This window comes from Cohnella sp. GCM10020058 (assembly GCF_042683485.1).
GTDB lineage: Bacteria > Bacillota > Bacilli > Paenibacillales > Paenibacillaceae > Cohnella.
In genome coordinates this window covers 1-25139 of the sequence record NZ_JBHUJV010000023.1, presented here as the reverse complement: position 1 = coordinate 25139, position 25139 = coordinate 1, and the positions used below count along the sequence as shown (strand labels likewise).

The window sequence follows — 25139 nt, the reverse complement described above, 5'->3', positions numbered from 1 at the left end:
TCAGATATAGCACAGTCCTGCGGTGTAGGGAAAAGGGACCGGAAATAAATCGCGGAAGGCATCTGCGCCTTCCGGAGCCGACTCGTCCTGCGCGCCGGCGCAATCGAAAATGAGCCGAATCAGCTGCTGCGAAGTGTAAATGGCAGGTGGCGGGCCTCCCTCTCTCCCGAGCAGCCAACGGCCGTCTTCCCCTTGCTCTAGGCTAAGTTCGCTAATATCCCCCCTCTCCCGAAGCCATGGACGAAGCTGATCGATCAGCGCTTCGCCGTCCATAATGCGCATCGTCCCGGGATGGTTCTCCGTGTCTGCCGGAATCGGTTCGAGCTTGGCCTGGAGCTCCCGTTCGTGCCAAGGTACCGGAACGTCGAGCTTCGCGAGTCCGAACCGGCGCAAGGCTTCCCCGAACAGCGCCGCGAGCGCGACCGGTTCCCCCGCATGCTCCAGCACGGTTCCGTATCCGTCCGACTTCCTTGAGACGCCGATGACGGCGGCGCCTTTTATCCATCCGCCCGATTCATGTACGAGCACGCGGTGCGACATCTTCATGATGCTGGCGAATGCCTCGGCCTTGAGCAGCATCGCCAGCTCGTTCACGCCGAGCCGATACCGCACGGGCCGGGAAGCCATCGCCGCGTGCAGCGCGAACAGATCGTCCGCGCGCAGCTCGCGGACGATCCCTTCCTCGCCGCGGGCGCCGGCGAGCAGCGTCGCCGCCTGTGCCGGGTTCACGCGGTACCGAAGCACCCGTCCGAAGGACGCGCATCCGGAACGCGTATAGAGCGATCGGTCGCCCGATACAAGCAGCAGCGAAGCGCCCGCGTCGCGGGCGAACGCGTAGACCTGCTCCAGCATTTGACTGGCATAGCCCTTGCCCCTTGCCGAAGGCTCCGTGCATACCGAGCCGAGCGATAGCACGCTCAGCTCGGCTGGGCCGATCCGTATCGTCCAGGGTACGAGCCCCATGAACGCTACGAGCCTTCCGTCCGCTTCGAAAGCGCCGAATGACAGGTGCTCCGCCGCGTCCGAAAAAATGAAGGGAAACGCGGTCCCCATCGACGTCTGCTCCGCGTCGCGGAACGTATCGTCCGACAAGCGGACAGCCAATTTCATTTCCTCGTTCGTCAGCCTGCGCACGATGGCCATACGGTTTTCCTCCGCTTCCTATTCCACTTTAATTTTCGAGAGCACTTCGGTGTCGAACTTCTTGGCCGCCTTATCGAGCTCGGCTTTGGGGTCGGCGTTCTTGTCGGACAGGATGGCCTGCATGGCGGTCGTGATCGCCCCATAGTAATCCTGCGCGTTGTAAGTCGCTTCCGGTTCGCCCTTCATCATGGTTACCGCTTGATCGTCCACGGTGAACACCGTATCCGAATACTGGGCGAGGACGTCCTTCATTTGACTACCGTAATCGGAGTCGATATTGTAATACACGCTCGTCGGATCCCAGAAGTAAACCTGATTGTTCGCCTTCCGCTCATCCAGAATGCGCTTCAGCTCGTCAAGACCGCTCTGGTTGAAGTAATCCAGTGTCAGGTAGTTGAACGCGGCCTGCTGCACCTCCGGCGACTCTTGGGGGTTGATGACGCGATAGTTGCCGCCCATGACGCCGACATGATCGCCGCCCTTCTCCATAGACGGCATCGGAAGCACCATCAAGTCTTCCTTTTTCATGCCGGCCTGATTGACCGAGTCTTCGATCTTCTGGCCGATGACCATGGCCGCGCGTCCTTGCTTGAACAAGTTGTACGTTTCATTGTAATTCAGCGCCCAGTTTTGCGGCAGCGCATTCGCTTCCCATCTCAGCTTCTTCAGGAATTCCATCGCCTTGACGCCGGCATCGGAGTTAAATGCGGAAGTGACTTTGCCGTCCGCCACGTTTTCCGCCGTCCCTCCGGCTTGATACAGGAAGTTGGTCCAGTTCCAGCCGCCTTCGTTGCCCTTGGCCATAATCGCGAAGCCCGCGATTCCCTTTGCCGGGTCGGCGGTCGCTTTTGCCGCGTTATAGAAGTCGTCCCAGGTCCAATCCGCGGTCGGCAGCGGCACGTTCTTGTCCTGGAACAGCTTTTTGTTGATCATGACGTTCATGATGTAGCCGTCGTATGGCAGCGCATACAGTTTGCCGCCGATCGTCATCGGTCCGAGCAGCTTTTCATTAAAGTCGTTCGCGTGCTCGTAGCCGGCCATCAGGCTAGTCAGATCTGCCGCCCATTGATGCTCCGATAGCGTCTTTCCTTCCGTAGCGAAGGTGTTGAACGCGGCTTGGGCCTGGTGGGCGGCCATCTTGATGCCGATCTCGCTCGGCGCGTATTGCCAATCGTTTTTCTTGATCGTCACGTTCGGATACTTCTCTTCAAACCGCTTGATTCTGCTGTCTTCGAGCGCGATGGATTCCGTGTTGTCCGGCTTCGGGTACTGGATCGTCATCGTAATCTTCGGCGCTTCGGTGGAAGCAGCCGGGCTGGAGGCGCCCGCATCGGAAGCGGATGCGGATGCGCTTGGCGAGGCGGAGGCGCTCGACGAAGCGGATGCTCCTGCGTTGCCATTGTTGTTGCCTCCGCAAGCGGTGGCGACCAGCATCATGGTGAGCAAGGAAAATGCGAGGCCTTTTTTCTTGTTGTTCATTTTTAGTTCCCCTTCCTATATCTGATTAATTTGACAAGTTCATCATAACGGTGCAGGCTTGCCGATTCGATGACGGATCCACAGCAATGTGATGACGGATTCACCGCCGATTATCCTTTGACGCCCGACAGGTTCAGACCGTGCATAATATTTTTTTGGAAAATAATAAAGAAGATAAGGGGCGGAATCATGATAGCCGTTAGTACGCTGAACTTGACGTTCCAGGTCAGCATCGTGGCGGTTACGATATCATAATACACAAGCGACGAGATCGGGTACTTTTCTTTGACCGACAGCACGAGCGACGGCCAATACCAATCGTTCCAGGTCGCCGTAAACGTGAAAATGAGCAGCGTCGAGAAAACGGGAAGCGAGAGGGGCAGCGCCATTCTGACAAAGCAGCGAAGCTCCGAGGCGCCGTCTATGCGCGCCGCTTCGAACAGCTCCTTGTTGATGCCGTCCATGAAGCTTTTGAGCAGCAGGATGTTGAACGCATTCGCGCCGGCCGGCAGCCAGAACGCCCAGTATGAATTAAGCATGCCAAGGCTCTGCAGATTAAGGAAGTTCGGAATCAGATAGGTCGCGCTCGGGATCATGAGCGTGCTCATGAAAAACAGCGTCGCGGTCTTGCGATAGGGGACCTTCATCTGCGACAGGCTGAACGCGGCCAGTCCCGGGATAAGCAGCGCGAAAAAGGCGTTCCCTGCATAAAGCAAAAGCGTATTCAAAAACGCTCTCGTCAGATTGACGTATTTGAAGCCCAGGGAATAGTTGCCCCATTCCAGATGGTGCGGAAAATAGCTCGGCGGAAAGACGAAGATTTCCTCCTTGGTCTTGAGCGAACCGAACAGCGTCATTCCGAACGGGTACAAGAGCGTCACGGCGAGCGCCAGGAGCAGCAACAGCATGATGCCGTAGGCGATCATGACCGACTTTTTGTTCATGTCGAACGAGGACATAATGCTTCGTTCGCGGATGGCTTTGCTCATGCTTGAGGGCTCCTTCCTTGCAGGCGGTAGAGTACGGCGGACAGCACCGTAAGCACGACGAACATCATAACGCCCATCGCCGAGGCTCTGCCGTAATTCAGATAGGTAAACGCCTGGTTAATAATCTGATACATATAGGTCAGCGTCGCGTTGTTAGGACCGCCGCCGGTCAGCGCCACTTGCGTCTGGAAGCCTTGAGAGGTCGCGATCAGCTGCATGATGAACAGGAGCAGATACAGATGCCTGATGCCGGGCAGCGTAATGTGCCGAATCCGTCTGAACACCCCGGCGCCGTCGATCTCGGCCGCTTCGTACAGATCCTTCGGAATGCCGACGATGCCTGCCAGGTAGATGAGCGCCGTCGCGCCGAAGCCTTGCCACGTCTCGGCCAGGACGATCGAGAAGGTCGCCCAGTGCTTGTTCGTCAGCCAGTCGACGCGGTCGATGCCGAACCACGACAACAGCTGATTAAGCGGTCCGAGCGGATCGTACAGCCACATCCACATCGCGTACAGCGCCACCGCCGGCACGATGTTGGGCAAGTAAACGATGAGCCGCATCCCGCTTTGGAATCGCCGGAGCTCCGATATGGCGATTGCGACGACGCTCGGTACCCAGAATCCCATGAGGACGCCGAGGAACATATAAAACAGCGTGTTGCGGACCGCGATGCCCAGATCGCTGCTCGCCAGCGCTTCGGCGTAGTTGGTCCAGCCGACGAAATGGTTCCCGTTGACGAAGTCGATGTTGTAAAAGCTGTAAACGACGCCCTTCACGATCGGCGTCCATAAGAACAAGCCGAATACGGCGATTGCCGGGACCAGGAACGCGACGCCCCAGAAGTATTCTCTGAACGACTTCGATAGCCGGCCGCCGGCTTCTCCTTTGCGCGCAACCGTCGATTGCGATGCCAAACCAGCCACCATCCTTTCTACTGTTCGAGTTATACCTCCTATTGTAATTGGCGGGCCTCGCCAATCCCATGACCGAACCTATGCATCGCGTGACGGATTCTCACGGAACGCCTTCGCGCCTTCGCCCCGTGGCTTCGCCGTCCGCGCCTCTCCCTCTCCCTCTCCCGCAGCCGCCGCGGCTAGAAGGCGCCTATATGCACATATTTGGTGCACCTTCGCTGCTGTGGCCCCGATCCGCGGTAGCGCGCCGGCCAACTATCAATCTACGTCGATACTTTAAGCCCCACAGTCCCGCGCGCCGGCCTACGCAGCAATCTCCGAACAACCCCGCTTATCAAAACAGCGGAAACGGGACAAAGCAGGAACCATCCCGCTTCATCCCGTTTCCGCTGTTACATGCTTGTTATCGCCTCATCCCGCTCCCTTGATCTCGCTCTCCGACAAAATAGCTGGAAGCCGAATCAACGCCCTTGTCCCGCCGTCCTCCCGAGCTGCATAAGAGAGTCCGTACGCGTCGCCGAACCGCAGCTGGATGCGTTTGTGGACATTGCGGATGCCGAAGCCTTTGTCCGGGTCGGCCGTGCCCGACAGGATGGCTTCGATCTTCGCCAGGTCGACGGGGCGAAATCCGTTGTCCTCGACCGCGATCAGCAGCAATCCCCCGGATACCCGGATATCGATCGCGACCTCGCCTTCCCCGTCCATCTTGCCGACGCCGTGCAGAATGCTGTTTTCCACGAGCGGCTGGATGACGACCTTCGGCAGCAAATAGGCGTCGGCGCCTTCCTCCACATTGATCCGGTACAGGAAGGAGCCTTCGTACCGTTTCTCCTGCAGGTTCAAATACGCTTCGACGTGATTAAGCTCCTCGCGGATCGTGATGATCTCTTTTCCTCGGCTGAGTCCGATCCGCAGCATCGTCGACAGGTCGCGCACCATATGCGCCACCTCGGGGACACCGCCCCGGATGCCGTACCAGTAGACCGAGTCCAGCGTGTTGTAGAGCAGATGCGGCGTGATCTGAGAGTGCATGAGCATGAGCTCGGATTCTTTTTGCTTGATCTCCATCAAGTATTTCTCTTTGACGAGCTGGTTCAGCCGCTGCGTCATTTTATAGAAGGTGCGATAGACGAACCCGATCTCGTCCTTGCGCTCCGCCTCCCCGAACCTGGCGAACGCCTGGCCAGGCTCGTACGATCTCGTGAGACTCGCGAGCCTCGCCATCGGCCTGAAAAAGGACTTGCCAAGATAGAAAAAGAAAAACATGACGACGATAAAATAGCACACCGCGGAAAGCTGCAAAATCTCCTGCACCTTCTTGTGGGCGCCGACGAGCGATTCGACCGGGATATCGTAAATGAGGCGGTTATTGTATGCCACGCTGTCGTGGAAAATATGCATGACATTGCCCGTGATGCGGACGCCGCGAAACAGCACTTTCCCCGTCTCCGGGGTTTCCGACTTCGAGCCGAGCGCAGCGGTGCCGGCCAGCACTTCGTTGTCGGCGTTCACGAGAAAGACGTCGGTGCCTTTGGGCAGCGCGAATGCGTTCATATCCGTCTTGAGCTTGTTCTCGATCGCCGTGGCAACGAGTACGCTGGTGGTCTTCCGCCCCAAGGAGATGTCCGTCACCGCTCTCGTGTAGGCCATCGTTTTTTGCGGCTTTTGCTTGAAGCCGAACTTATCGATGAGCGATACGGTACCGAGGCCGCTCGCCTGAATGGCCGTATTCAGCCAAGGAATGTCCTTGAAGTCCCGTACAAAAAAAACGCCGCCGTCCGATACGTCCGAGTTGGGCGCGAATTCGAACTCGGACACGCGATCCGTCATGACGAACAGCGAGTATTTGACCTGGGTGGAATAGTCGGCAAGCAGCTTCTCCGTGGCCACGTAACGCTGCACGCGCTCGTCGTCCGCGATCCGTTCGACGTCGTTCCATTTCTGCACGGCGTCGGAAGCGATCAGCGCCACCGTCGTCTGGTCGATCGAGTCCAGCACGCGGTCCATCGTCGCATGATTTTGTCTGTTCAACTCAAAAAAAGCCTTGCCCGTCTGCTGCTTGATCGACAGGGACGCCTGGTCGGAGGCGACCCAGAAGATCAGCAGCATCGGAACGAGGATCAGCACGACGACAAACAGCAGCGCTTTTTTCATCAAACCGTATGAATTGGCCTGCCTGAACAATGGTAGTCACCCTCATCGACGAACGGTATTGGGACTTTCTCCGTAAAAGCGCTTAAAAATCCGGCTGAAATGCTCGGGCGACTCGTAGCCGACCTCGTCCGCGATCTCATACCGTTTCTTGGACGTGCTAAGCAGCAAATGGCGGGACTCTTCCATCCGCAGACTGGTGACGAAATCCCACACCGTATCGCCCGCGATTCGCTTGAACAAATAACTCAAGTAGTTCGGGCTCAAGTGGACATGGTCTGCGATATCCTGTATTTTTAAGCCTTTGTTCCGGTAGGTACGGCGAATATAATCGATCGCTTGCTGCACGATCACGTGATCGCGGTCGTCCATGGACGTGCGAATAAGCGTCGCGGCCTCCGTCAGATAGGCTTCCAGACGGTGCTGAATCTCGATCGACGCGGACGGCAGTTGAAAATAAACGATCGGCTCCAGCTCCCGGTAACGCTCGCCTACTGTCTCCTTCATATCCAGCAGCATGGCGTACACGCGGTATGCGATGCTAAGCGCGATCCCCGCGGTCGCCTCGGCCGTATCGAACGCAGGCGCAATATCCAAGGTGAAGCGTCGGACCGCGTCATGGACTTCTTCGCCCTTGCTCCCCGTCTTCATCCATTCGACGAACCGGTCGGTCTTCTCCTGCCACTGGACTCGGATCGACGCTTCTCTTCGCAAAAAATCCTCCGCATAGAACACGTTGTGCGTCTCGTACAAGCCGCGCCATCTCACCGCTTCCGCCGCTTGACGGTAGCATTCGGGCAGCTCCGCCAGTCCGCGCCGCAGCGGGCTGATGCCGATTACGGCTTCCATTCGCAGACAGCTGCGAATGTTGTTCACGACGCCGGCCGCAACAAGGTTCAGCTGCGTCACTTGCTCCGTCCGATCCTGAGATTCTCCGAAATCGCGGAATTGCAAAATGGTAATGAGCCGGTTGCCCTGGCCGAAAAAAGAGATCGCTTCCCAATCCGATACCGTCTCCTCGACGATGTTGAGCGATGCGTACTTGAGCAGATTCTGGTCCCGAAAGGAACGGATCGCTTCGCCCTCCCACCCCGCGCGTTCCCAGAGCAGCTCGATGACGAATACCGCGAAATAAGGTCCTTCCAACCGAACCTCAAGCTGCTCGAAAATAAATGGATCGTCCTCGGACGGCATGAGCGCGCCGGCAATCGCTTCATTTAAAATGTAGGTTCTGAGCGAGGTCATACCGGTGAGCGAAAATTTCTGCTTCAGCGCGTCCTCCGCGATCCGCTTGTATTTCTCGTGACGATCCGAGAGCGCCTTCTCGACGACCTGCGTGAGCTGAGAGAGCAGCACCGGCTTGATCAAATAATCGCGCGCCCCCAAACGAATGCAGTGCTGCGCATATTGGAACTCGTCGTGCGCGGAGATGACGACAACCGGGATGTCGGGCTTCTCCGACAAGATCGACTCCATCAGCTCGATGCCGTTCATGCCGTCCATCTGAATATCGGTCAGCACGAGGTCGACGGATTCCATGCGCACGTAATCAAGCGCTTCGTAGCCGTTCCATGCGGTAAGCACCTGAGAGATATTCAGACCTGACGCCTCCAGGGAATCCTTGATGCCCCGGCATACGATGGCTTCGTCATCTACGACCAGTACGGTATACAAGAGCGCTTTCATCCCTTTCTGCGAAACGATGTCCATTTGGGAAACCGATCATTCGCACTAAAAGTATACCTTATTTTAATTCGAGCCGACCGCCCCGTCGATGACGGATTCAACGGGCCGATGACGGATTCAACGCTAAGGATGCTGCGCAAAAAAACAGATGGCAAAACGTGTTCACAAATTCGTAATAAGTTACCCATTGTGCAACTTTGCACTTTGGGCAATAATATACATAAGAAGGCCATTTGCCCGCTCTTTGCTTTTCATCCCGAAACGAGGTGTAACAAAAAGAACGATATGATGATCAAACAAAACCTACGCGACCTCAAAAAAGAAGCGACAGCCCACGCGCTGGCGGATGCGGCCTACGAGCTCGCGCTGGAGCGCGGAATGGACGGCTTCGTGGTCGACGACATCGCGCAGCGCGCAGGCTATTCCAGAAGAACGTTCGCCAACCATTTTTCTTGCAAGGAAGAGGCCGTCGTTATGGCGACGCTCACCTTCAAGGAAAAACACGAGCCGGAAAACTTGCTGGCCAGCATCCCTGAAGACGCCCATCCGCTCGATACGATGTATCATTTGCTGAAAATGAGGCTGACAGCCGAGCTGTTCCGCAAAATACGCACGCTGGTGGCCATGTCCAAGCATTCGCCGACGCTCGAGCCGTACATTCTCATCCTCCTTCGCAAGCTCCAGTTCGAAGCGCAGTCGATTTTAAGCGAGCTGTCGGGCGGACGTTATCCGGAGGGTTATTCCCATCTGCTCGCCGGCGCAACCTACGGCGTCATGCTGCCGCTCATCGACGGCAGTCTTAACGTCCTGCTGCCCGGCGAACCGGCAGCAGATTTTGCTGAAGCAATGACGTTCGAGCAATACCTGGATACGGCTTTCAACCATCTGCGCAAGGGCTTTTAATTTAGATTTTCGCACAGATCCGTATATATAAAGGAGAGAATCCCCCGTTATGTCGACATTCCTGTACAAAGTGGGCAAGACTGCCTACGGCAAGCCGTGGCCGTTCATCGCCGGCTGGGTCGTGATCCTCGCCGTCGTCCTCGCCATGCTCGGCGTGAACGGCATCCACGTCAGCTCCGAGATGAAGATCGAGGGCACGGAATCGCAAAAGGTGCTGGATCAGCTGGCCGAGGAGCTGCCGGCAGCATCCGGCGGCCAGGCCAGCATCGTATTCACCGCGCCCAAGGGCGAACGCCTCGATACCGCCGAGCGCGGCGCCTTGATTCAAAAGGCGATAAACGACGTCTATACCAGCAAGTACGTCATCAATCCGGCGGAGCTGGCCCAGCAGGCAGCTGCGGGCGCCTCGGCCGATGCGAGCCAGGCGAACGGTCAAGCGAGCGGCCAGGCGGACGGTTCGGCGGCAGCCGGCGCGGCCCAGGATAGCGGGGCCGGCCAAACCGCAGCCGCCGCAGCGCCTTACGGGCCGATGATGATCGACGGCGCGCCGGTGCCCGGCGTTCTTATTGCCGCCGACGGCAGCGTCGCGCTGTTCCAATTCCAGTTCACCGTGCAGCAGACGTCGCTGCCCGAGGAAGTGCCGGATCAAATCATCGAAGCCGCGGAGAGCGTCCAGCAGAACGGCTCCGGCATCACCGCGCTGCCGAGCGACTCGCTGAAGAGCAAGCCCGCGATCGGCTCCACCGAAGCGGTCGGCATCGTCGTCGCGGCCGTCGTGCTGCTGATGACCCTGGGCTCGGTCGTCGCCGCGGGCTTGCCGCTCCTGATCGCCATCCTCGGGGTCGGCATCAGCGTCGGCGCAGCCTTCGCGCTCTCCAAGTTCATCACGATGACCGACATAACGCCGGTGCTCGCGCTGATGGTCGGACTCGCGGTCGGGATCGACTATGCGCTGTTTATCGTCAACCGGCAGCGACGCATGATTCTCGACCAGGGCCTCAGCGCGCGCGAAGCCGCCAGCCGGGCGATCGGCACGGCAGGCAGCGCCGTTTTCTTCGCCGGACTGACCGTCATCATCGCCTTATGCGGCATGCTGGTCATCGGTATCACGTTCCTGTCGGCCATGGCCTTGGTCGCCGCGGCGACCGTCCTCGTCAACGTGCTGATCGCCCTGACCCTCCTGCCTGCGCTGCTCGGTCTGATCGGCGAACGCATCTGCTCGGCGAAGGCGCGCGCTAAAAAGAAGACATCGGCAACCGAAAAGCACGGCTTCGCGCATGCCTGGGTCAAAGGCATCGTCAAGGTACGCTGGCTCGTCGTGGTTATCGTTATCGTCGTGCTCGGCTTCGCCGCCATTCCGGTCGCCGAGATGAAGATGGGGATTCCGTCCGGCGCGACGGCGAACCTGGACACAGGCGCACGTCAGAGCTACGATGCCATCTCCGCCGGCTTCGGCGAAGGCTACAACGGTCCGCTCCTGCTCGTCGCCGAGCCGCGCGCCGAATCGGGCAGGATCACGATGGAGACGCTGGGCGCGATCGTTCAAGGCCTTCAGAAGCAAGAGGGCGTCGCGATCGTCTCGCCGATGGGCGTGAACGAAGCCGGCAACATCGGCATCATCAGCCTGATTCCGACGACCGGACCGACGGACGACGCGACCAAGGACCTCGTGACCGCGCTCCGCGCCGCGGATTCGCCGATCGCGCAGACCAACGACGTCAAGATCGGCGTCACGGGCTTCACCGCCATCAATATCGACATGTCCGCCAAGCTGGCGGAGGCTTTCCCCGTCTACATCGTCATTATCGTGATTTTGTCGCTGATCATCCTGCTGCTCGTCTTCCGGTCGATCATCGTGCCGATCAAAGCGACGGTCGGCTTCCTGCTCAGCGTACTCGCGACGTTCGGAATCACGACGGCCGTCTACCAATGGGGCTGGCTCCACTCGATTTTCGGATTCGACACCGGCGGGCCGCTGCTCAGCTTCATGCCGATTCTGGTAACCGGCATCCTGTACGGGCTGGCCATGGACTATCAGGTATTCCTCGTCAGCTCGATGCGCGAATCCTATGTGCACGGTCATAAAGGGATCGCCAGCGTGTTGCACGGCTACGAGCAGGCCAGCCGCGTCGTCGTCGCAGCCGCCGTCATCATGGTCTCCGTATTCGCCGGCTTTATATTCGCGCCCGACATCATGATCAAGCAGATCGGCTTCGCCCTTGCGGTCGGCATCCTGGTCGACGCCTTTATCGTGCGCATGGCGCTCGTCCCGGCGGTCATGGCGATCTTCGGCAACGCCGCTTGGCGCCTGCCCAAGTGGCTCGACCGCATCCTGCCGAATCTCGACGTCGAAGGCGACAAGCTGCTCGCGCAGCTCAAAGCCCGGGGGGAAAATTGATTGTCGGTTAGACCAACTTGATTTTAAAAGAAAAACATTGGGACGAAGCAGAGGAATTTCCTGCTTCGTCCCGTTTGCATTTTGGGTCGGCAGCCACTTTCTTGAGCAGATTATGGGGAAGACAAAGCCATCCCGATCTCTTGGAGGAAGAGACGCTGTGCAGCGTTACTTGGGGGAGCTTCTGCGAAATTCGTGGCGAAAAAACGCTGTGCAACGTTACTTGGGGAACTTCAGCGCTAGTCGTGGCGAAGTGAAGCTGCACAGCGTTTCTTTGGGGAACTTCAGCGCTTATCGTGGCGAAGAGACGCTGCACAGCGTTTCTTGGGGGACATCGGCGATATTCGCGGCGAAGTGACGCTGTGCAGTGCTTCTTGCGAAACTGCGGCACCCGTCCAGGCGAAGCATCCTTTCGAGACAATCCCTCTGTCCTTTATTTTCATGGACACTTCCTAGCATAGATCGTCTTTGCAATCGGAACCCTATTTAGGCTGTCTCATTTTAAAGCCGGGAGGTGCGACACATGCCGAACAACAAGCAAAACAACACGACCCGCAAGGGCGAAAACGTTCAAGCGAACAAAATTCCGTCTTCGACGCAAAGCGATACGGAATTCGCGTCCGAGCAGTCCCAAGGCACGGGTTCCGTGACGAAGCTGCCTAGCCGCAAGGGCTAAGGCAAGCTCTCTTTTGCGGCGTTTCCGCTGCGACCTTAGGTTTCGGCGGAACGAGCGTACCATGCCCTCCCGCTAAGCAATAAATGTAAGGTTTACCATTGCGAATTGGGCTGTCCCGGCACGGGACAGCCCTATCGTCGTTGTCCTCGTCACGAACATCAAGAAACAAAGCTTCCACACCAAGTTTGACCTGCGATCGCCAGTAAAAAGCAAGATGCTGCAAGGCGACGACGAGACCATCCGCACTGCGCATGCCATGTTCATCCGGATGGGCGGGTCTATCGCCTGCCGAACCGTCCTCTCGTGCCGCAATTCCTGCAAATATACATCTAATTTCGCCAAATCTCTCCCTTTTGAACAGGGTAGCTGCCAAAATACAGTTATTATCCCTCATCAGCTGGATTTCCGGCTTGATCTTTGAATTTACCTGCAAATTTGCAGGTATTTCATCGAGTGTCGCGAGTTCATAGAAAATACATGTACATACGCAGTTATTTCGACTCGCCAAACTTCCGAAAAGCTCCGGCACGTCGACAGCACGCATACCTTTCCCTAATCGCCGACCGAGTCTGGAAGGAAAGACGACCTCTTTCTCTTCTTTTCATATCCATCCATATTATTCCGCCGCGCTCCGGTCCAAATCCGCGACGATCAACATATCGGTTCCGCGCGCGCGGCGAAGCATAAAATGAACGACCGTCTCCCGCAGCAGCGAATGCCACAGCGGTCTGCGGGATTGGCCCACGATCAGCAGCGTCGCATCCAATTCATTCATTCGCTGCAGCAGCGCTTCGCCGATCCGCCTGCGGCCGCCAAGGGGAGCGACTTCCATCCTTCCGCCCAGCCGTTCGCATAGCTGTCGCAGCGTGTTCAATCGCTTTCCGGGCTCGCCGCCGGACGCGGAGCCCCGCTGCACATAGTGGACGTGCCACTCCGCCTTCAGCCGGTGCGCGATGCGGAACCCGCGGCGAATAAGCCGTTCGGCGCGCGGTCCTGCATCCACGCATACGAAGATCACCTCCTGCCGCCGCCATTGGCCGCGAAGCGAAGCGTTGCGGTCCCACGCTTCCAGGCGTTCGTCGACGTCGTCCGCCAGCTCGCGGAGCGCGAGCTCCCTTAACGCGATCAGATTGCCGATTTTGAAAAAGGAGCCCAGCGCCTGATCGACCTTCTCCGCGGCGTAGATTTTCCCCTCGCGCATGCGCTGCTGGAGCATTTGCGGCGTGACGTCGATCAGCTCCACCTCGTCCGCCAGACGCAGGATCGCATCCGGTACCGTCTCTCGCACGCGAACGCCCGTCAGCTGCTCTACCGCGTCGTTCAGGCTCTCCAGATGCTGCACGTTTACGGTAGAGATGACGGAAATGCCGCTGTCCAGCAGGCGGATGACGTCCTCGTACCTTTTCCAGTGCCGGCTCCCCGGCACATTCGTATGCGCCAGCTCGTCGACAAGGACGACCTCGGGCCGTCGCGCGATAATCGCGTCTGTATCCATCTCCTCCAGCCTGGCCGACTGATAGGAAATGACGGCTCTCGGCACGACAGGCAAATCCCCGACCTGCTCCGCCGTTTCCTTTCTCCCGTGCGTCTCCAGAAGGCCGATGACGACATCGATTCCTTTGCCGAGCAAGCCATTGCCCTCCTGCAGCATCTTGAAGGTCTTGCCGACGCCGGGAGCCGCTCCGATATAAACCTTAAAGGTGCCTCGTCGGATCGTTTCGATTTTTTCCTCGATTTCTCCCGAGCTGAGCCGGCGATAACGCTCCGCGGCCGCCCTGGGCTTCGGCTTGACCGGCAGAATGCGCTCGCCCGTCTGCTCCGCGCGGTCCGCCATAATGAATACGTCGATATTCCTCGTTTTCCGCAGCACCCGGTTGGCGATGGAGCCCTGCCACTTCTCTTGCCAGCGGTTTTTATCGGAATGCCCCATGACGATGCGCGTGACGTTGTTCTCGGTCGCGTAGCGCACGAGCAGCGCCGGAAGCTTGCGTCTATGGGGAAGCGGCAGCTCCTCGAACTTGGCATCCACCTTCTGGGCCAGCTTCTGAATGGAACGTTTGAACGCCTGCTGGTTCTTGGTCAGCGCCCGCTTGGGACGCACGAACGTAACGACGATCAGATCGCCGTTGAGCCGCCTGGCGATCTGTTGTCCCCTGCGCACGTGAAGCGATCCGTTCCAATGGTACTGCGCCGAGACGAGGATCCGTTCCGCGGCGCCGGACGGGCCGACGAGCCCCAGTGCCTCCCGGTGCTTTTCCAGCGAGTCGTTCACGCCCTCCGCCATCAGCCGGAGCGAGATTTCCCGCAGCACGCCGAGGTTGCCGCGGCGGCACATCGCCGGATGCCGCTGGCCGCCCAGGATGCCTTCGTCGATCCGCTTCAGGATTGTCTCCGGCGACACGTCGATCAGACGCACCTCGTCCGCCAGCTCCAGCGTGTCGGAAGGCACCGTCTCCTCTGCTCGTATGCCGGTAAGCTTGTAGACGACCTCGTCTTCCCCTTCCAGCTCGTACACGTTGATCGTTGTAATGACGCTGATGCCGTGATCCATCAGATAGCGAATGTCTTCAAGCCGCGTCTTAAACTGCGCTCCCTCGCGGTTGCGGTGGGCCAGGCCGTCGACGAGTACCACCTCCGGGTTGCGGGCGAGCAGCGCATCGAGCGGCAGATCCTTCTGCTCAATGCCTTCCTTCTGCCAATGAATGCTCGGCACGCGCTCGAGCTCGAGCGTCTGCTGCACCGTTTCCGCACGCCGCATTGTCGATACCGCGCAGATGACCACGTCAATTCCCTGCTGCTTCAAGAGATTGCCTTCGCGCAGCATATGATACGTTTTGCCCGACCCGCTGACCGCGCCGATGATGACCTTTAAGCGTCCCCGATGCAATTTCGATATCGAATATAATATTTCTTCCGGCGTTTTCCGCCTGAACTCCGTCATCCACTCCCCTCCTCCCGACGGGGCGGCAGTGCCTGCCGTTCCAAAAATTGCTCGATAACGGCGTTAAACGACTCCGGCTGGCACAGGCTGCTCGGTTCGTTCGCATCGGGAATAATCGCCAGCTTCGCTTGCGGCAGTCCTGCGACGACTTCCTTCATGCGCTCGACGCCAAACGCCGTGTAATCGCCGACGACGCCTAAAACGGGCCGATTAAAGTCCGACAAATGCGTCGAATAATCGATGCGCCTGGTAGCCAGCCGCTGCCGGTACAGCTCGCGCGGCCTACGATCCAGCACATTGCGTCTGAGCTCGCTGTAAGCGAGTCCCCAACGCCTGTACGCAAGGCGCAGCGAGGGAAGCAACAGCTCGCCGGGCGCATAGTAATCCACCCAGCTAAGATACGCCGCCGCCAGTTGAAGCTTGCCCATGAGCGTCGAAGCCTCGCTGCGGCAGAAGCTGTCGGCGATGACGATCGCCTTGACCCGCCCCGGGTACTGCTTCGCGATCTGCTGCACGATCAGTCCGCCATAGGCTATGCCGACGAACACCGCCTCGCGGATATGGAGCGCGTTCAGCAGCATAATCAGATCGAGGCACTGCGTATCGATAATGTCGTCCGGCGACTGCCGCAATTCGCCGGAGCGGCCGTTGCCGCGCAGATCGCAGGCGATGACCCGGTATCGCTTGGAAAAATAATCGAGCTGGGGCTTGAACATGCGATGCGTCCAGCCGTGCCCGTGAATAAACATCAGGGCGGTTCCGCTTCCTTGCGTCTCGTAGTAAAGCGACGTTCCGTTGAGCTTGGCGACAGGCAAAAGAATGCACCTCTTTTATTTGCAATGGATTAGGGCGCCAATCGTATATAGGCAACCGCCCCGGCCGACAAAAACGCTCGGACAGGGCTTTCTCGCTTGCTTATTTGCCCAGCTTTTCTTTCAAAGCCAGGTTGAGCTTCAGTACGTTCACACGCTTGTCGCCGAAGACGCCAAGATCGCGGTCTTCGGTATTAGCGTCCACCAGCGACGTCAGCTCGGCCGCGGACAAGCCGGTCAGCTTGGCGATTCTCGGAATTTGCACTTGCGCCGACTGCGGCGTAATATGCGGATCGAGCCCCGAGCCTGAGTTGGTGATCAGCGCGATCGGCAATCGGTCGACCGGCACATCCGGGTTTTCCTTCTGCCACTGCGCCATCGATTCCTTGACGCGGGCAAGCAGGTCCGCGCTGGAGGGCGCGTAGTTGTTGGAGCCCGATGCCTCCGCCTTATTGTCGATGCTCGATACACGACCCTGGAAGTAGCTCGAATCCGTGAACGTCTGCCCGATCAGCTCGGAGCCGACGACGTTGCCGGCCTTATCCTTGAGCAAGCTGCCGTTCGCCTGATGGGGGAAAAGCAGCTGCGCAAGCCCCGTACTGACGAGCGGATAGACGATACCGCACAATATGATGAATAGCAGACTGATGCGCAAGGCGATCCAGAGCGTCGAGCCTCCGGAGCGCGTCCCCTCGTCTTCCTGCCGGTCCTGCACAAACGTACTCATGGCCGGTTCCTTCTTTCTTTTCAGATAGGTTCCTGATAAATAAGCTTACGAACATGAATGAAGTTCATTGGAATCAAGCTCGGTCGCTGTCGCGCGATCAGATCCAGACATGGACGAGCAGATCGATCAGCTTGATGCCGACGAAGGGGGCCGCGATCCCGCCCAAGCCGTAGACGAGCAGATTGCGGCTGAGCAGGCGCGAGGCGCTCATCGGCCGATACGCGACGCCCTTCATCGCCAGCGGGATGAGCAGCGGAATGATGATGGCGTTGAACACGAGCGCCGACAGGATGGCCGACAGCGGAGAGCCGAGCTGCATGACGTTCAGCGTGTCCATCTGCGGAATCGCCAGCATGAACATGGCCGGGATGATCGCAAAGTATTTGGCGATATCGTTGGCGATGCTGAAGGTCGTCAAGGCGCCGCGGGTCATGAGCAGCTGCTTGCCGATCGCGACCACCTCGATGATCTTGGACGGATCCGAGTCGAGATCGACCATGTTGGCCGCTTCCTTGGCAGCCGTCGTACCGCTGTTCATCGCCAGCCCCACGTCCGCTTGCGCGAGCGCCGGCGCGTCGTTCGTCCCGTCGCCGGTCATGGCGACCAGCTTGCCGTCAGCCTGCTCGCGCCGGATCACCGCGATCTTGTCCTCCGGCTTGCTCTCCGCGATAAAGTCGTCCACGCCCGCTTCCCTGGCGATCGTCGCCGCGGTCAGCGGGTTGTCGCCCGTGCACATGATCGTCTTGATGCCCATCGCGCGCAGCTGGTCGAACCGCTCCTTCATCCCCGGCTTCACCGTATCCTTGAGGTAGATGACGCCGAATATCCGCTTGTCGACCGCCACGGCCAGCGGCGTACCGCCCTCCGAGGCAATCCGGTCCGCCTGCTTGCTTAGATCCTCGGGAACGGCGCCGCCCTGCGCCGCGACCCATTTGCGGATCGCATCGACGGCGCCCTTGCGGACTTGGCGGCCGTCCGGCAGATCGATGCCGCTCATCCGCGTTTCGGCCTTGAATTCCACGAAACTGCCGCCTACGCCTAACTGCGCGTCGTAGGCATTTCCGTTTTTCTTCATCCATTCCAGCACGGAGCGGCCTTCCGGCGTCTCGTCCTGGATGGAAGCGATCGCCGCCCAGGCGGCCGTCTCCTCGATGCGGGCTTCGCCGACCGGCACGATATCGCTGGCCATCCGGTTGCCGAAGGTGATCGTGCCGGTCTTGTCGAGAATCATCGTGTTGATATCGCCCGCGGCCTCGACCGCCTTGCCCGACATCGCGAGCACGTTGAACTGCGTCACCCGGTCCATGCCGGCGATGCCGATCGCAGACAGCAGCCCGCCGATCGTCGTCGGAATGAGACAGACGAGCAGCGCGATCAGCACAGGCACCTCCAGCTTGACGTCCACATAGGACGCGATCGGGCCGAGCGTGACGACGACGATCAGGAAGATGATCGTCAGGCTGATGAGCAGCGTATTCAGCGCAATCTCATTGGGGGTCTTCTGCCGCTTGGCGCCTTCGACCAGCGCGATCATACGGTCGATAAATGTCTCCCCCGGATCGCTCGTGATTCTCACCTTGATCCGGTCGCTGATGACGCGCGTGCCGCCCGTGACGGAGTTGAAGTCGCCGCCCGCCTCCTTGATGACCGGAGCGGACTCGCCGGTGATCGCAGACTCGTCGACGGAGGCAAGCCCCTCGATCACTTCGCCGTCCCCGGGAATCATCTCGCCCTGCGAGACGACGACGACGTCCCCCTTGCGAAGCTCGGTCGAAGGCACGGTTTTCACGCCGCCGCCGTTTACGACCTTATTGGCCGTAATTTCTTTTTTCGTCCGCTTCAGCGTATCGGCCTGCGCCTTGCCTCTGCCCTCCGCCAGCGCTTCGGCAAAGTTGGCGAACAGCACCGTGAAGAGCAGGATCAGGAATACCGCCAGATTGAAGCCGATGCGGTCCTTCGCATCGAAATAACCGGGAAACAGCGTCATGAGCAGCACGATCACCGTGCCGACCTCGACGACGAACATGACCGGATTTTTCATCATGACCGCCGGATTCAGCTTGATCGCGCTCGCCTTCAGGGCGTCTGCGACCAGCGGTCCGGAAAACATGCTTTTTTTGCGTTTATCGTTCACGGCAGCTTCACTCCATCTCATAATTAGCGAATCGTCAGATGTTCTGCGACAGGTCCGAGTACGATCGCGGGCAGGAAGGTCAGCGCGCCGATCAGAATGACCGTCCCGATCAGCAGGAAGGTGAACAGCGCGTTATCCGTGCGGAACGTACCGATCGTCTCGGGCACCCATTGCTTGCGCGTCATCGATCCGGCGACGGCCAGCAGCGCGATCATCGAAACGTAGCGTCCGAAAAACATGACGAGACCGGTCGTAATATTCCAGAACGGCGTATTGTCCGCCAACCCCTCGAAGCCTGAGCCGTTGTTGGCTGCCGACGACGTATATTCGTACAGGACCTGCGAGATCCCGTGAAACCCGGGATTCGATATCGATCCTTTGCCCAGGTCGGTTAGAAAAGCGATCGCCGTCGGCGCCAATATAATGAACGGATGCGCCAGGATCGCGACCGCAATCAGCTTCATCTCGCGCGGCTCGATCTTGCGTCCGAGGAATTCCGGCGTCCGGCCGACCATGAGACCGCAGATGAACACGGCGAGCATCGCGTACATCAGCATGTTGACGAGACCGACGCCTTTGCCGCCGAATACGACGTTCAGCATCATCTCGGAGAGCGGCACCAGGCCGCCTAGCGGCGTGAGCGTATCGTGCATATTGTTGACCGTGCCCGTCGTCGCCGCAGTGGTCACCGTGGTGAACAGCGCGGACTGGGCGATGCCGAAGCGTACTTCCTTGCCTTCCATGCTGCCCTGCGAAGCGTCGATGCCGAGCGCTTCAAGCGCGGGATTGCCGCTCTTCTCCGCCGTGTAGGCGACCGTTAGAAACACGAGGAACAAAGCCATCATGGCCGAGAAAATGACCCAGCCGTGCTTGCGGCTCTTGGCAAACCTGCCGTACATAAAAGGCAGCGAGGCAGGCAGCGCCCACATCGACAAAATCTCGATTACGTTGGTCAGCGCGCTTGGATTCTCGAACGGATGCGCCGAGTTCGCGCCGAAAAAGCCGCCGCCGTTCGTGCCCAGATGCTTGATCGCTTCCAGCGAGGCAACAGGTCCGATCGCGATCTGCTGCGCGGCGCCCTGAAGCGTCGTCACCGACAGCGTCGGGTCCAGCGTCTGCGGCACCTGCAGCGCCACCAGCGCCAGCGTGACCAGAATCGCCAGCGGGAAAAAAATCCGCGTATGCGCCTTGACGAAGTCCTCGAAGAAGTTGCCCAGCGTCCTGCCTTTGCTCGTAATGCCTCTGACGAACGCCACCGCCACCGAGAACCCGGTCGCCGCGGACGTGAACATCATCATCATGATGACCGCCATCTGCGAAAAGTAGCTTAAGCCCGTCTCGCCGCTGTAGTGCTGCAGGTTCGTATTCGTAATGAAGCTGATGACCGTATTCAGGACGAGTGTCGGCTCCATATTGCCGATGCCGTTCGGATTAAACGGCAAGCCGCTCTGCACCCGCAGCAGAATGTAGCTGACTGCCACGAGCACGAAGTTGGTCGCGACGAAGCTGATCGCATATCGTTTCCAGCTCATTCCGATGCGCGTTTTTAATCCGATGACCGCGAAGATCGGCTTCTCGGCCCAGCCGAACAGCCTATCGGTGCGATTGGGCTCATTCGAGAAGACGTGGAAAACGTAATTTCCGAGCGGCTTGGCGATCAGCACGAGAATGCCGATGACGATGACGATTTGCAAGAAATCCATGGCCTTTCCTCCTTGGGCTAAAGCGACTCAGATCAGCGTATCGTTAAAATTTCTCCGGATGCAGCAAGGCGTACACCAGGTAGATCAGCAGCAGTCCGGTGAAAATCAGCACGATCGTCATGCGCGCTCGCCTCCCGCATCGTCGATCGATCTGTCGCACCAGATTACAAATCCGGCGACAAGCGCAAACGCGGCCAGTAACGTCAACGTCATCCAAATATCCAGCAAGCTCATACACTCCTTTTTGAAATCAATCGAGCAGGCGGTCGAGCAGAAATCCGACTTCCCCGGTTTGTGTGCGCACCACGTATGCTGCGCCCAGCTTTTTGTAAATGACTTCCGGATGCCAGGCGTGCGTAACGACAGTAATCGCAAGACACGAACGCTCTGCCGCCCATTGCAAATACCGGCAAGTCAGCGGCAGACTGTTTTCAAAAATGAACACCCGTCCAATCGGAAATACGGAAGAGGCAGCGTTCTCTTTTATACAGGAAGTATTTACATGCACAACTTCGCTTACTCCGATCTTTCTTAGCGCCTTTTCTTCCCTGCCGTTGTTCGTGAGCGCGGCTACCGGCAGCTTCTCGTACAGCGCCTGACGAATGAACGCTCTTCCCGCCGCGTTGGGCGCAGCCACCAAAAGACGACGTTGTTCCATAAGCTCCCCCTCCGAATACAAGAAGAAGGCAACAAAAAAGAAGCCCGGCAAAGGAGGAACCTTTACCGCGGCTTCCTGATCAAGACCGTCGTCTTGGATCGCGCGCGACAAGTGTTGCCTCTCCGATACGCTTGCGAGGTTAGCTGTCGGATTCGGGCGAGAGAGTCGCCCTACGCCGGACACAGTCATGTGCCAGGCGATTCACCCCATGGAGCCTTCTATGGCCCCGATTGGTTCCCCCGTTCCTGCTCGTTCCAGGATTCAGCGTCTTACGAGTTAAAACAGTCTCCGGATCCCTTCCCTCATCGAACTGTCTATCCGCTGCCTCCGTGCTTGCAAGGCATCGTTCTGCACGTATCTTACGCCCGGCCTCCATTGCTGTAAAGGAGCCCAAATTGGATTTAAGTCGATATTCAATAAAATTCATTCAAAATGGAAATAAAAAAAGTACCGTACTCCCGTTTCCTCTCGAATACTGAATATTATTAAGATTATGAGTGATTTTTATAGTATTTTTACACCTCTTTACGGTTTATTTTCTCCGCTTTTTACAGTAACCTTAAGGAAAACGAGTCCGGAAATTCGTACGGGCGGGAAGTGTAAATTCGTGCGTAACCTGCAAGCTCTATGGGCGCTCTGGCGGCCTTATGCAAGCATCACCCTGCTGGTCGCGCTTATGACGATCGTGATGCATCTGCTCGGCCTTGCGTTCGATCTGGTCAATATTGCGCTGATCTATTTGTTTCCGATCCTCGTCAGCGCGGTCTGGTGGGGCCTTCGCCCCGCGGTCTACGCGGCCGTGCTCGCGATTGTCGCGTTGGATTTCTTTTTTGTTCCGCCGACGCTCAGCTTCTCGGTCGCGGACTTGCGTTACGTGATTTCGTTCGTCGTATATGTGGCCGTCGCCGCGCTCACCGCCAGCCTCGCTTCGAGGCTTAAGCAGCAGCTGCTTTACTCCGAGCAGAGGGAAGCGCAGACGGCAGCGCTATACACGCTGAGCAGGCAGATGAACGCGATTACCGACGTGCATGTGCTGCTCGATAACGTCTCGTCTCAAGCGGCGCAATCGATGGGCAGCGAGATCGCCATTTATATGCCGGACACGACGGGCAATCTGAAGCTCACCAACCGCTCCGCCGCGGATAGCGACTGGGGACGCGGCGAAGCGGAAAAAGCGACCGCCAAGCTGGCCTTCGATCACGGCGAAGCGATCGGCTACGGTTCCAACACGCTGCGGGATGCGCCCGGCTATTACTTGCCGCTGCGAACCGAGGACCGCGTATACGGCGTGCTCGCGCTTAATTTGAAGGAGCGGAAAAGCCACTTCACCGCCGGGCAGCGGCAAATGCTCGAGGCGCTGGGCGGACTGGCCGCCAGCGCCATCGCCCGCGCCAAGCTGGCCGAGGAGGCCAAGATCGCCCATCTGACGGCGGAATCCGAGCGTCTGCGCACGGCGATCCTGGACTCCGTCTCCCATGAGCTGCGGACGCCGCTTGCGGCGATTATCGGCTCAGCCACCGTTCTGGCGGCGGACGACGATCTTTTTACGTCCGAGGACCGGAAGGAGCTCTTGATCAACATTCGCGACGGCGCGCTGCGGATGAACCGGTTGGTAAAAAATCTGCTCAGCATGGTTCAACTGGAGAGCGGCATGCTTCGTCTGCGGAAAAACTGGTGCGACGTGGAGGATCTGATCGGGGTGACGCTGTCGCAGGTTCAAGACTACAAGGAGCATCGCAAGCTGCGGGTGCGGCTGCCCGAACAAGTCCCCTTGGTGTCGGGCGATGAAGTGCTGCTGGAGCAATTGCTGGCAAATGTCGTCGGCAATGCGATCAAGTACAGCCCGGACTACAGCGAGATCGACATCTCGGTGTCGTCGGATTCGGATACGCTGGTCATCGCCGTGGCCGATCAGGGAATCGGACTTACGGATGAGGAATACGCCCGGATTTTCGATAAATTTTATCGCGCCGACGCCACCCGGCAGGTGACGGGCACGGGATTGGGGCTCGCCATCTGCAAAGGAATCGCGGAGCTGCACGGCGGTAAGATCTCGGGCAGACGCAACGAGCCGCAAGGGACGGTCATGACGATTGCGCTGCCGCTGAACAAGCCGGATGAACGGGCGGATCGGCAAGATCGACAAGATCGACTGGATCGGCAAGATCGACTGGATCGGCAAGATCGACATGATCGATTAAAGGAACAGGGAACGGAGAACGATGGCGATGAATGAGCAAGGCGCACGAATCTTGATCGTGGACGACGAGCCGCAAATCCGCAAGCTGCTGCGCGTGACGCTGCAGGCATATCGGTTTATCATCGACGAAGCTTCGACTGGCGGGGAGGGTCTGCAGCAGGCGGCACTCGTGCGGCCGGATTTAATCCTGCTCGACCTCGGGCTGCCGGATCTGTCCGGCCTTGAGGTGCTGAGCCGCATCCGGGAATGGTCGCTGGCGCCGATCATCGTGCTGACGGCCAGGGATCGGGAGGAAGACAAGATCGTGGCGCTGGACGGCGGCGCCGACGATTATGTGACCAAGCCGTTCAGCATGGGCGAGCTCGTCGCCCGCATCCGGGTGGCGCTGCGGCATGCGGCGGCCCGTTCGGTTAACGAGCCGCTCCTGACGTTCGGCGCGCTGACCATCGATCTGGTTCACCGCGTCGTCGAATTGAACGGAGAGCGGGTCAAGCTGACGCCGACCGAATACGACCTGCTGAAGCTGCTGGCCGCGAGCGCCGGCAAAGTCGTCACGCAGCGGCAGCTGCTGCAGCAGGTATGGGGCGATCAGCACGGCGAGTCCGACAGCCACTATCTGCGGGTATACATCGGCCATCTGCGCAAAAAGCTGGAGGCGGATTCGACGCAGCCGCAGTTTATATTGACGGAGCCGGGCGTCGGATATCGGTTTCGTTCGCGGGACTGACACGCCGGACTGGTCGAACAAACGCAAATGCAAGAAACGACGAGATTTATCGCAAAATGATTGCTTTTACGAGCCCTGATTTACTGCGGCTGAAAAATTTGCCTTTAAGATGAGCCTATCCGCTTTCGCCGCATTTTACAGATTGCGAGGATCGGCCTATCATAAATGGCAAGCCGTCGCGGCTCGAAGGGAGAGATACCGTTACATGCACGTGCAAGCCATCGAACCGCCGGCCGCTCCGGCAAGCTCATCGCCAGTCGTCCGGATCGGAAGGCTGGAATTTTTCATCGTACCCCTCTTCGATAGGGATCGTCCTTGCTGTCAAATTCATTTACTTTTATCCACGAACGCAGGACCGCTTACGAGCGAATGGTTGCTAGAAGCGTGCGATACGCCTTCCGATTGGGTGACCTGGTCGTACGGCTTTCGCAGGTGGCTGAATGCCAAAGATTTTTGCGACGCGTACGAGTTAGAGCGACGATGCGACGAAAACAGCGTCTACGCTCATCTGGCGCGCACAGCGCTGCGGCAACTGAGCGACATGGAACAATCCAATCGCGCGAATGCGCGGGCAAGTTTGATCGAGCGAGCGACCCAGTACGTTTGTTTGTTTTAGCGCGCAATACATACGAACAACCGCCAGGCACACTTCACCCTGACGGTTGTTTCCTTTTCGAGAATCGCAGAACCTCTCCGCATCGCACCCGACTCTCCCTGGCACCGCAATAACTGCAAAAATACATCCTTTTCCACTCATGTCTCCCTTTTGAGGAACAATTGCTGCAAAAAAAGTCAATTTCATAATTAATTTGGTCATGGAGCCAAGCATGAGGCCAATGTTGGGGAAGTCCTTTTTTTTGAGGTTAAGCGGCTGGTTTTGCTTCGCGGATGCGCTTGTTTA

Annotated in this window: 19 protein-coding genes and 1 riboswitch; of the genes, 5 read left to right on the top strand and 14 right to left on the bottom strand. The window is 58.4% G+C overall.

Annotated elements, in window-relative coordinates:
- The 6 genes from ACFSR7_RS33300 to ACFSR7_RS33275 all read right to left on the bottom strand — a co-directional run bounded on the left by ACFSR7_RS33300 (nt 1) and on the right by ACFSR7_RS33275 (nt 8350).
- On the bottom strand, nt 1–1143 hold the full coding sequence (locus tag ACFSR7_RS33300) for a GNAT family N-acetyltransferase (protein WP_378168957.1): 1143 nt from the start codon (nt 1141–1143) through the stop codon (nt 1–3).
- A gap of 18 nt (nt 1144–1161) precedes the next feature.
- Nucleotides 1162–2622: an ABC transporter substrate-binding protein gene (locus ACFSR7_RS33295; protein ID WP_378168956.1), complete on the bottom strand. Its 1461-nt coding sequence runs from the start codon at nt 2620–2622 to the stop codon at nt 1162–1164.
- 110 nt (nt 2623–2732) lie between these two features.
- The gene (locus tag ACFSR7_RS33290) at nt 2733–3611 is read right to left on the bottom strand and encodes a carbohydrate ABC transporter permease (protein ID WP_378168955.1); all 879 of its coding nucleotides are present in this window, start codon (nt 3609–3611) and stop codon (nt 2733–2735) included.
- Nucleotides 3608–4534, bottom strand: a complete 927-nt coding sequence (locus tag ACFSR7_RS33285) for a carbohydrate ABC transporter permease (protein WP_378169034.1) — start codon at nt 4532–4534, stop codon at nt 3608–3610. The genes ACFSR7_RS33290 and ACFSR7_RS33285 overlap by 4 nt, the downstream gene beginning before the upstream one ends.
- Nucleotides 4535–4936: 402 nt before the next feature.
- Nucleotides 4937–6709: a cache domain-containing sensor histidine kinase gene (locus tag ACFSR7_RS33280; RefSeq protein ID WP_378168954.1), complete on the bottom strand. Its 1773-nt coding sequence runs from the start codon at nt 6707–6709 to the stop codon at nt 4937–4939.
- A 12-nt stretch (nt 6710–6721) separates the two neighbouring features.
- A complete protein-coding gene (locus tag ACFSR7_RS33275; protein ID WP_378168953.1) occupies nt 6722–8350 on the bottom strand; it encodes a response regulator in 1629 nt (542 codons plus the stop codon).
- Nucleotides 8351–8650: 300 nt separating this feature from the next.
- On the opposite strand from ACFSR7_RS33275, the gene ACFSR7_RS33270 reads away from it, so the two are divergent.
- From ACFSR7_RS33270 to ACFSR7_RS33260, 3 genes are all read left to right on the top strand, one after another.
- A complete protein-coding gene (locus tag ACFSR7_RS33270) occupies nt 8651–9265 on the top strand; it encodes a TetR/AcrR family transcriptional regulator (protein ID WP_378168952.1) in 615 nt (204 codons plus the stop codon).
- Between the two features lie 49 nt (nt 9266–9314).
- Complete coding sequence (locus ACFSR7_RS33265) at nt 9315–11663, top strand: MMPL family transporter (protein WP_378168951.1); 2349 nt, start codon at nt 9315–9317, stop codon at nt 11661–11663.
- Nucleotides 11664–12183: 520 nt separating this feature from the next.
- Nucleotides 12184–12336, top strand: a complete 153-nt coding sequence (locus tag ACFSR7_RS33260; protein ID WP_378168950.1) for a hypothetical protein — start codon at nt 12184–12186, stop codon at nt 12334–12336.
- Here the strand turns inward: ACFSR7_RS33260 and ACFSR7_RS33255 are convergent.
- The 8 genes from ACFSR7_RS33255 to ACFSR7_RS33220 form a co-directional block, all read right to left on the bottom strand.
- A complete protein-coding gene (locus ACFSR7_RS33255; protein ID WP_378168949.1) occupies nt 12320–12880 on the bottom strand; it encodes a hypothetical protein in 561 nt (186 codons plus the stop codon). The genes ACFSR7_RS33260 and ACFSR7_RS33255 overlap by 17 nt on opposite strands.
- A gap of 72 nt (nt 12881–12952) precedes the next feature.
- Entirely contained in the window at nt 12953–15277 is a 2325-nt protein-coding gene (locus ACFSR7_RS33250; protein WP_378168948.1) for a histidine kinase, read from the bottom strand.
- Nucleotides 15274–16092, bottom strand: coding sequence for an alpha/beta fold hydrolase (locus ACFSR7_RS33245; protein ID WP_378168947.1), 819 nt, complete (start codon nt 16090–16092; stop codon nt 15274–15276). The genes ACFSR7_RS33250 and ACFSR7_RS33245 overlap by 4 nt, the downstream gene beginning before the upstream one ends.
- Before the next feature lie 100 nt (nt 16093–16192).
- Nucleotides 16193–16816 (bottom strand): potassium-transporting ATPase subunit KdpC, encoded by a 624-nt coding sequence (gene kdpC / locus ACFSR7_RS33240; protein WP_378168946.1) that lies wholly within the window; start codon nt 16814–16816, stop codon nt 16193–16195.
- A gap of 97 nt (nt 16817–16913) precedes the next feature.
- The gene (kdpB, locus tag ACFSR7_RS33235; protein WP_378168945.1) at nt 16914–18950 is read right to left on the bottom strand and encodes a potassium-transporting ATPase subunit KdpB; all 2037 of its coding nucleotides are present in this window, start codon (nt 18948–18950) and stop codon (nt 16914–16916) included.
- Nucleotides 18951–18973: 23 nt separating this feature from the next.
- Nucleotides 18974–20653: a potassium-transporting ATPase subunit KdpA gene (gene kdpA / locus ACFSR7_RS33230; protein WP_378168944.1), complete on the bottom strand. Its 1680-nt coding sequence runs from the start codon at nt 20651–20653 to the stop codon at nt 18974–18976.
- A 43-nt stretch (nt 20654–20696) separates the two neighbouring features.
- Entirely contained in the window at nt 20697–20774 is a 78-nt protein-coding gene (gene kdpF, locus ACFSR7_RS33225) for a K(+)-transporting ATPase subunit F (protein ID WP_110468956.1), read from the bottom strand.
- A 129-nt stretch (nt 20775–20903) separates the two neighbouring features.
- The gene (locus ACFSR7_RS33220; protein WP_378168943.1) at nt 20904–21422 is read right to left on the bottom strand and encodes a hypothetical protein; all 519 of its coding nucleotides are present in this window, start codon (nt 21420–21422) and stop codon (nt 20904–20906) included.
- 2 nt (nt 21423–21424) lie between these two features.
- A riboswitch (cyclic di-AMP (ydaO/yuaA leader) is annotated at nt 21425–21588 on the bottom strand.
- A 330-nt stretch (nt 21589–21918) separates the two neighbouring features.
- Between ACFSR7_RS33220 and ACFSR7_RS33215 the strand changes: the two genes are divergently transcribed.
- Nucleotides 21919–23547, top strand: a complete 1629-nt coding sequence (locus tag ACFSR7_RS33215; RefSeq protein WP_378168942.1) for an ATP-binding protein — start codon at nt 21919–21921, stop codon at nt 23545–23547.
- Nucleotides 23534–24238, top strand: a complete 705-nt coding sequence (locus ACFSR7_RS33210) for a response regulator (RefSeq protein ID WP_378168941.1) — start codon at nt 23534–23536, stop codon at nt 24236–24238. The genes ACFSR7_RS33215 and ACFSR7_RS33210 overlap by 14 nt, the downstream gene beginning before the upstream one ends.
- Nucleotides 24239–25139: the final 901 nt, after the last annotated feature.

Bases quoted from the DNA above. Each gene is read 5' to 3' on its own strand.
- kdpF (WP_110468956.1), bottom strand. From the start codon at position 20,774: ATGACGATCGTGCTGATTTTCACCGGACTGCTGCTGATCTACCTGGTG.
- kdpC (WP_378168946.1), bottom strand. From the start codon at position 16,816: ATGAGTACGTTTGTGCAGGACCGGCAGGAAGACGAGGGGACGCGCTCC.
- ACFSR7_RS33265 (WP_378168951.1), top strand. From the start codon at position 9,315: ATGTCGACATTCCTGTACAAAGTGGGCAAGACTGCCTACGGCAAGCCG.
- ACFSR7_RS33210 (WP_378168941.1), top strand. From the start codon at position 23,534: ATGGCGATGAATGAGCAAGGCGCACGAATCTTGATCGTGGACGACGAG.
- ACFSR7_RS33295 (WP_378168956.1), bottom strand. From the start codon at position 2,622: ATGAACAACAAGAAAAAAGGCCTCGCATTTTCCTTGCTCACCATGATG.
- ACFSR7_RS33260 (WP_378168950.1), top strand. From the start codon at position 12,184: ATGCCGAACAACAAGCAAAACAACACGACCCGCAAGGGCGAAAACGTT.
- kdpA (WP_378168944.1), bottom strand. From the start codon at position 20,653: ATGGATTTCTTGCAAATCGTCATCGTCATCGGCATTCTCGTGCTGATC.
- ACFSR7_RS33290 (WP_378168955.1), bottom strand. From the start codon at position 3,611: ATGAGCAAAGCCATCCGCGAACGAAGCATTATGTCCTCGTTCGACATG.
- ACFSR7_RS33250 (WP_378168948.1), bottom strand. From the start codon at position 15,277: ATGACGGAGTTCAGGCGGAAAACGCCGGAAGAAATATTATATTCGATA.
- ACFSR7_RS33255 (WP_378168949.1), bottom strand. From the start codon at position 12,880: ATGCGTGCTGTCGACGTGCCGGAGCTTTTCGGAAGTTTGGCGAGTCGA.
- ACFSR7_RS33300 (WP_378168957.1), bottom strand. From the start codon at position 1,143: ATGGCCATCGTGCGCAGGCTGACGAACGAGGAAATGAAATTGGCTGTC.
- ACFSR7_RS33270 (WP_378168952.1), top strand. From the start codon at position 8,651: ATGATCAAACAAAACCTACGCGACCTCAAAAAAGAAGCGACAGCCCAC.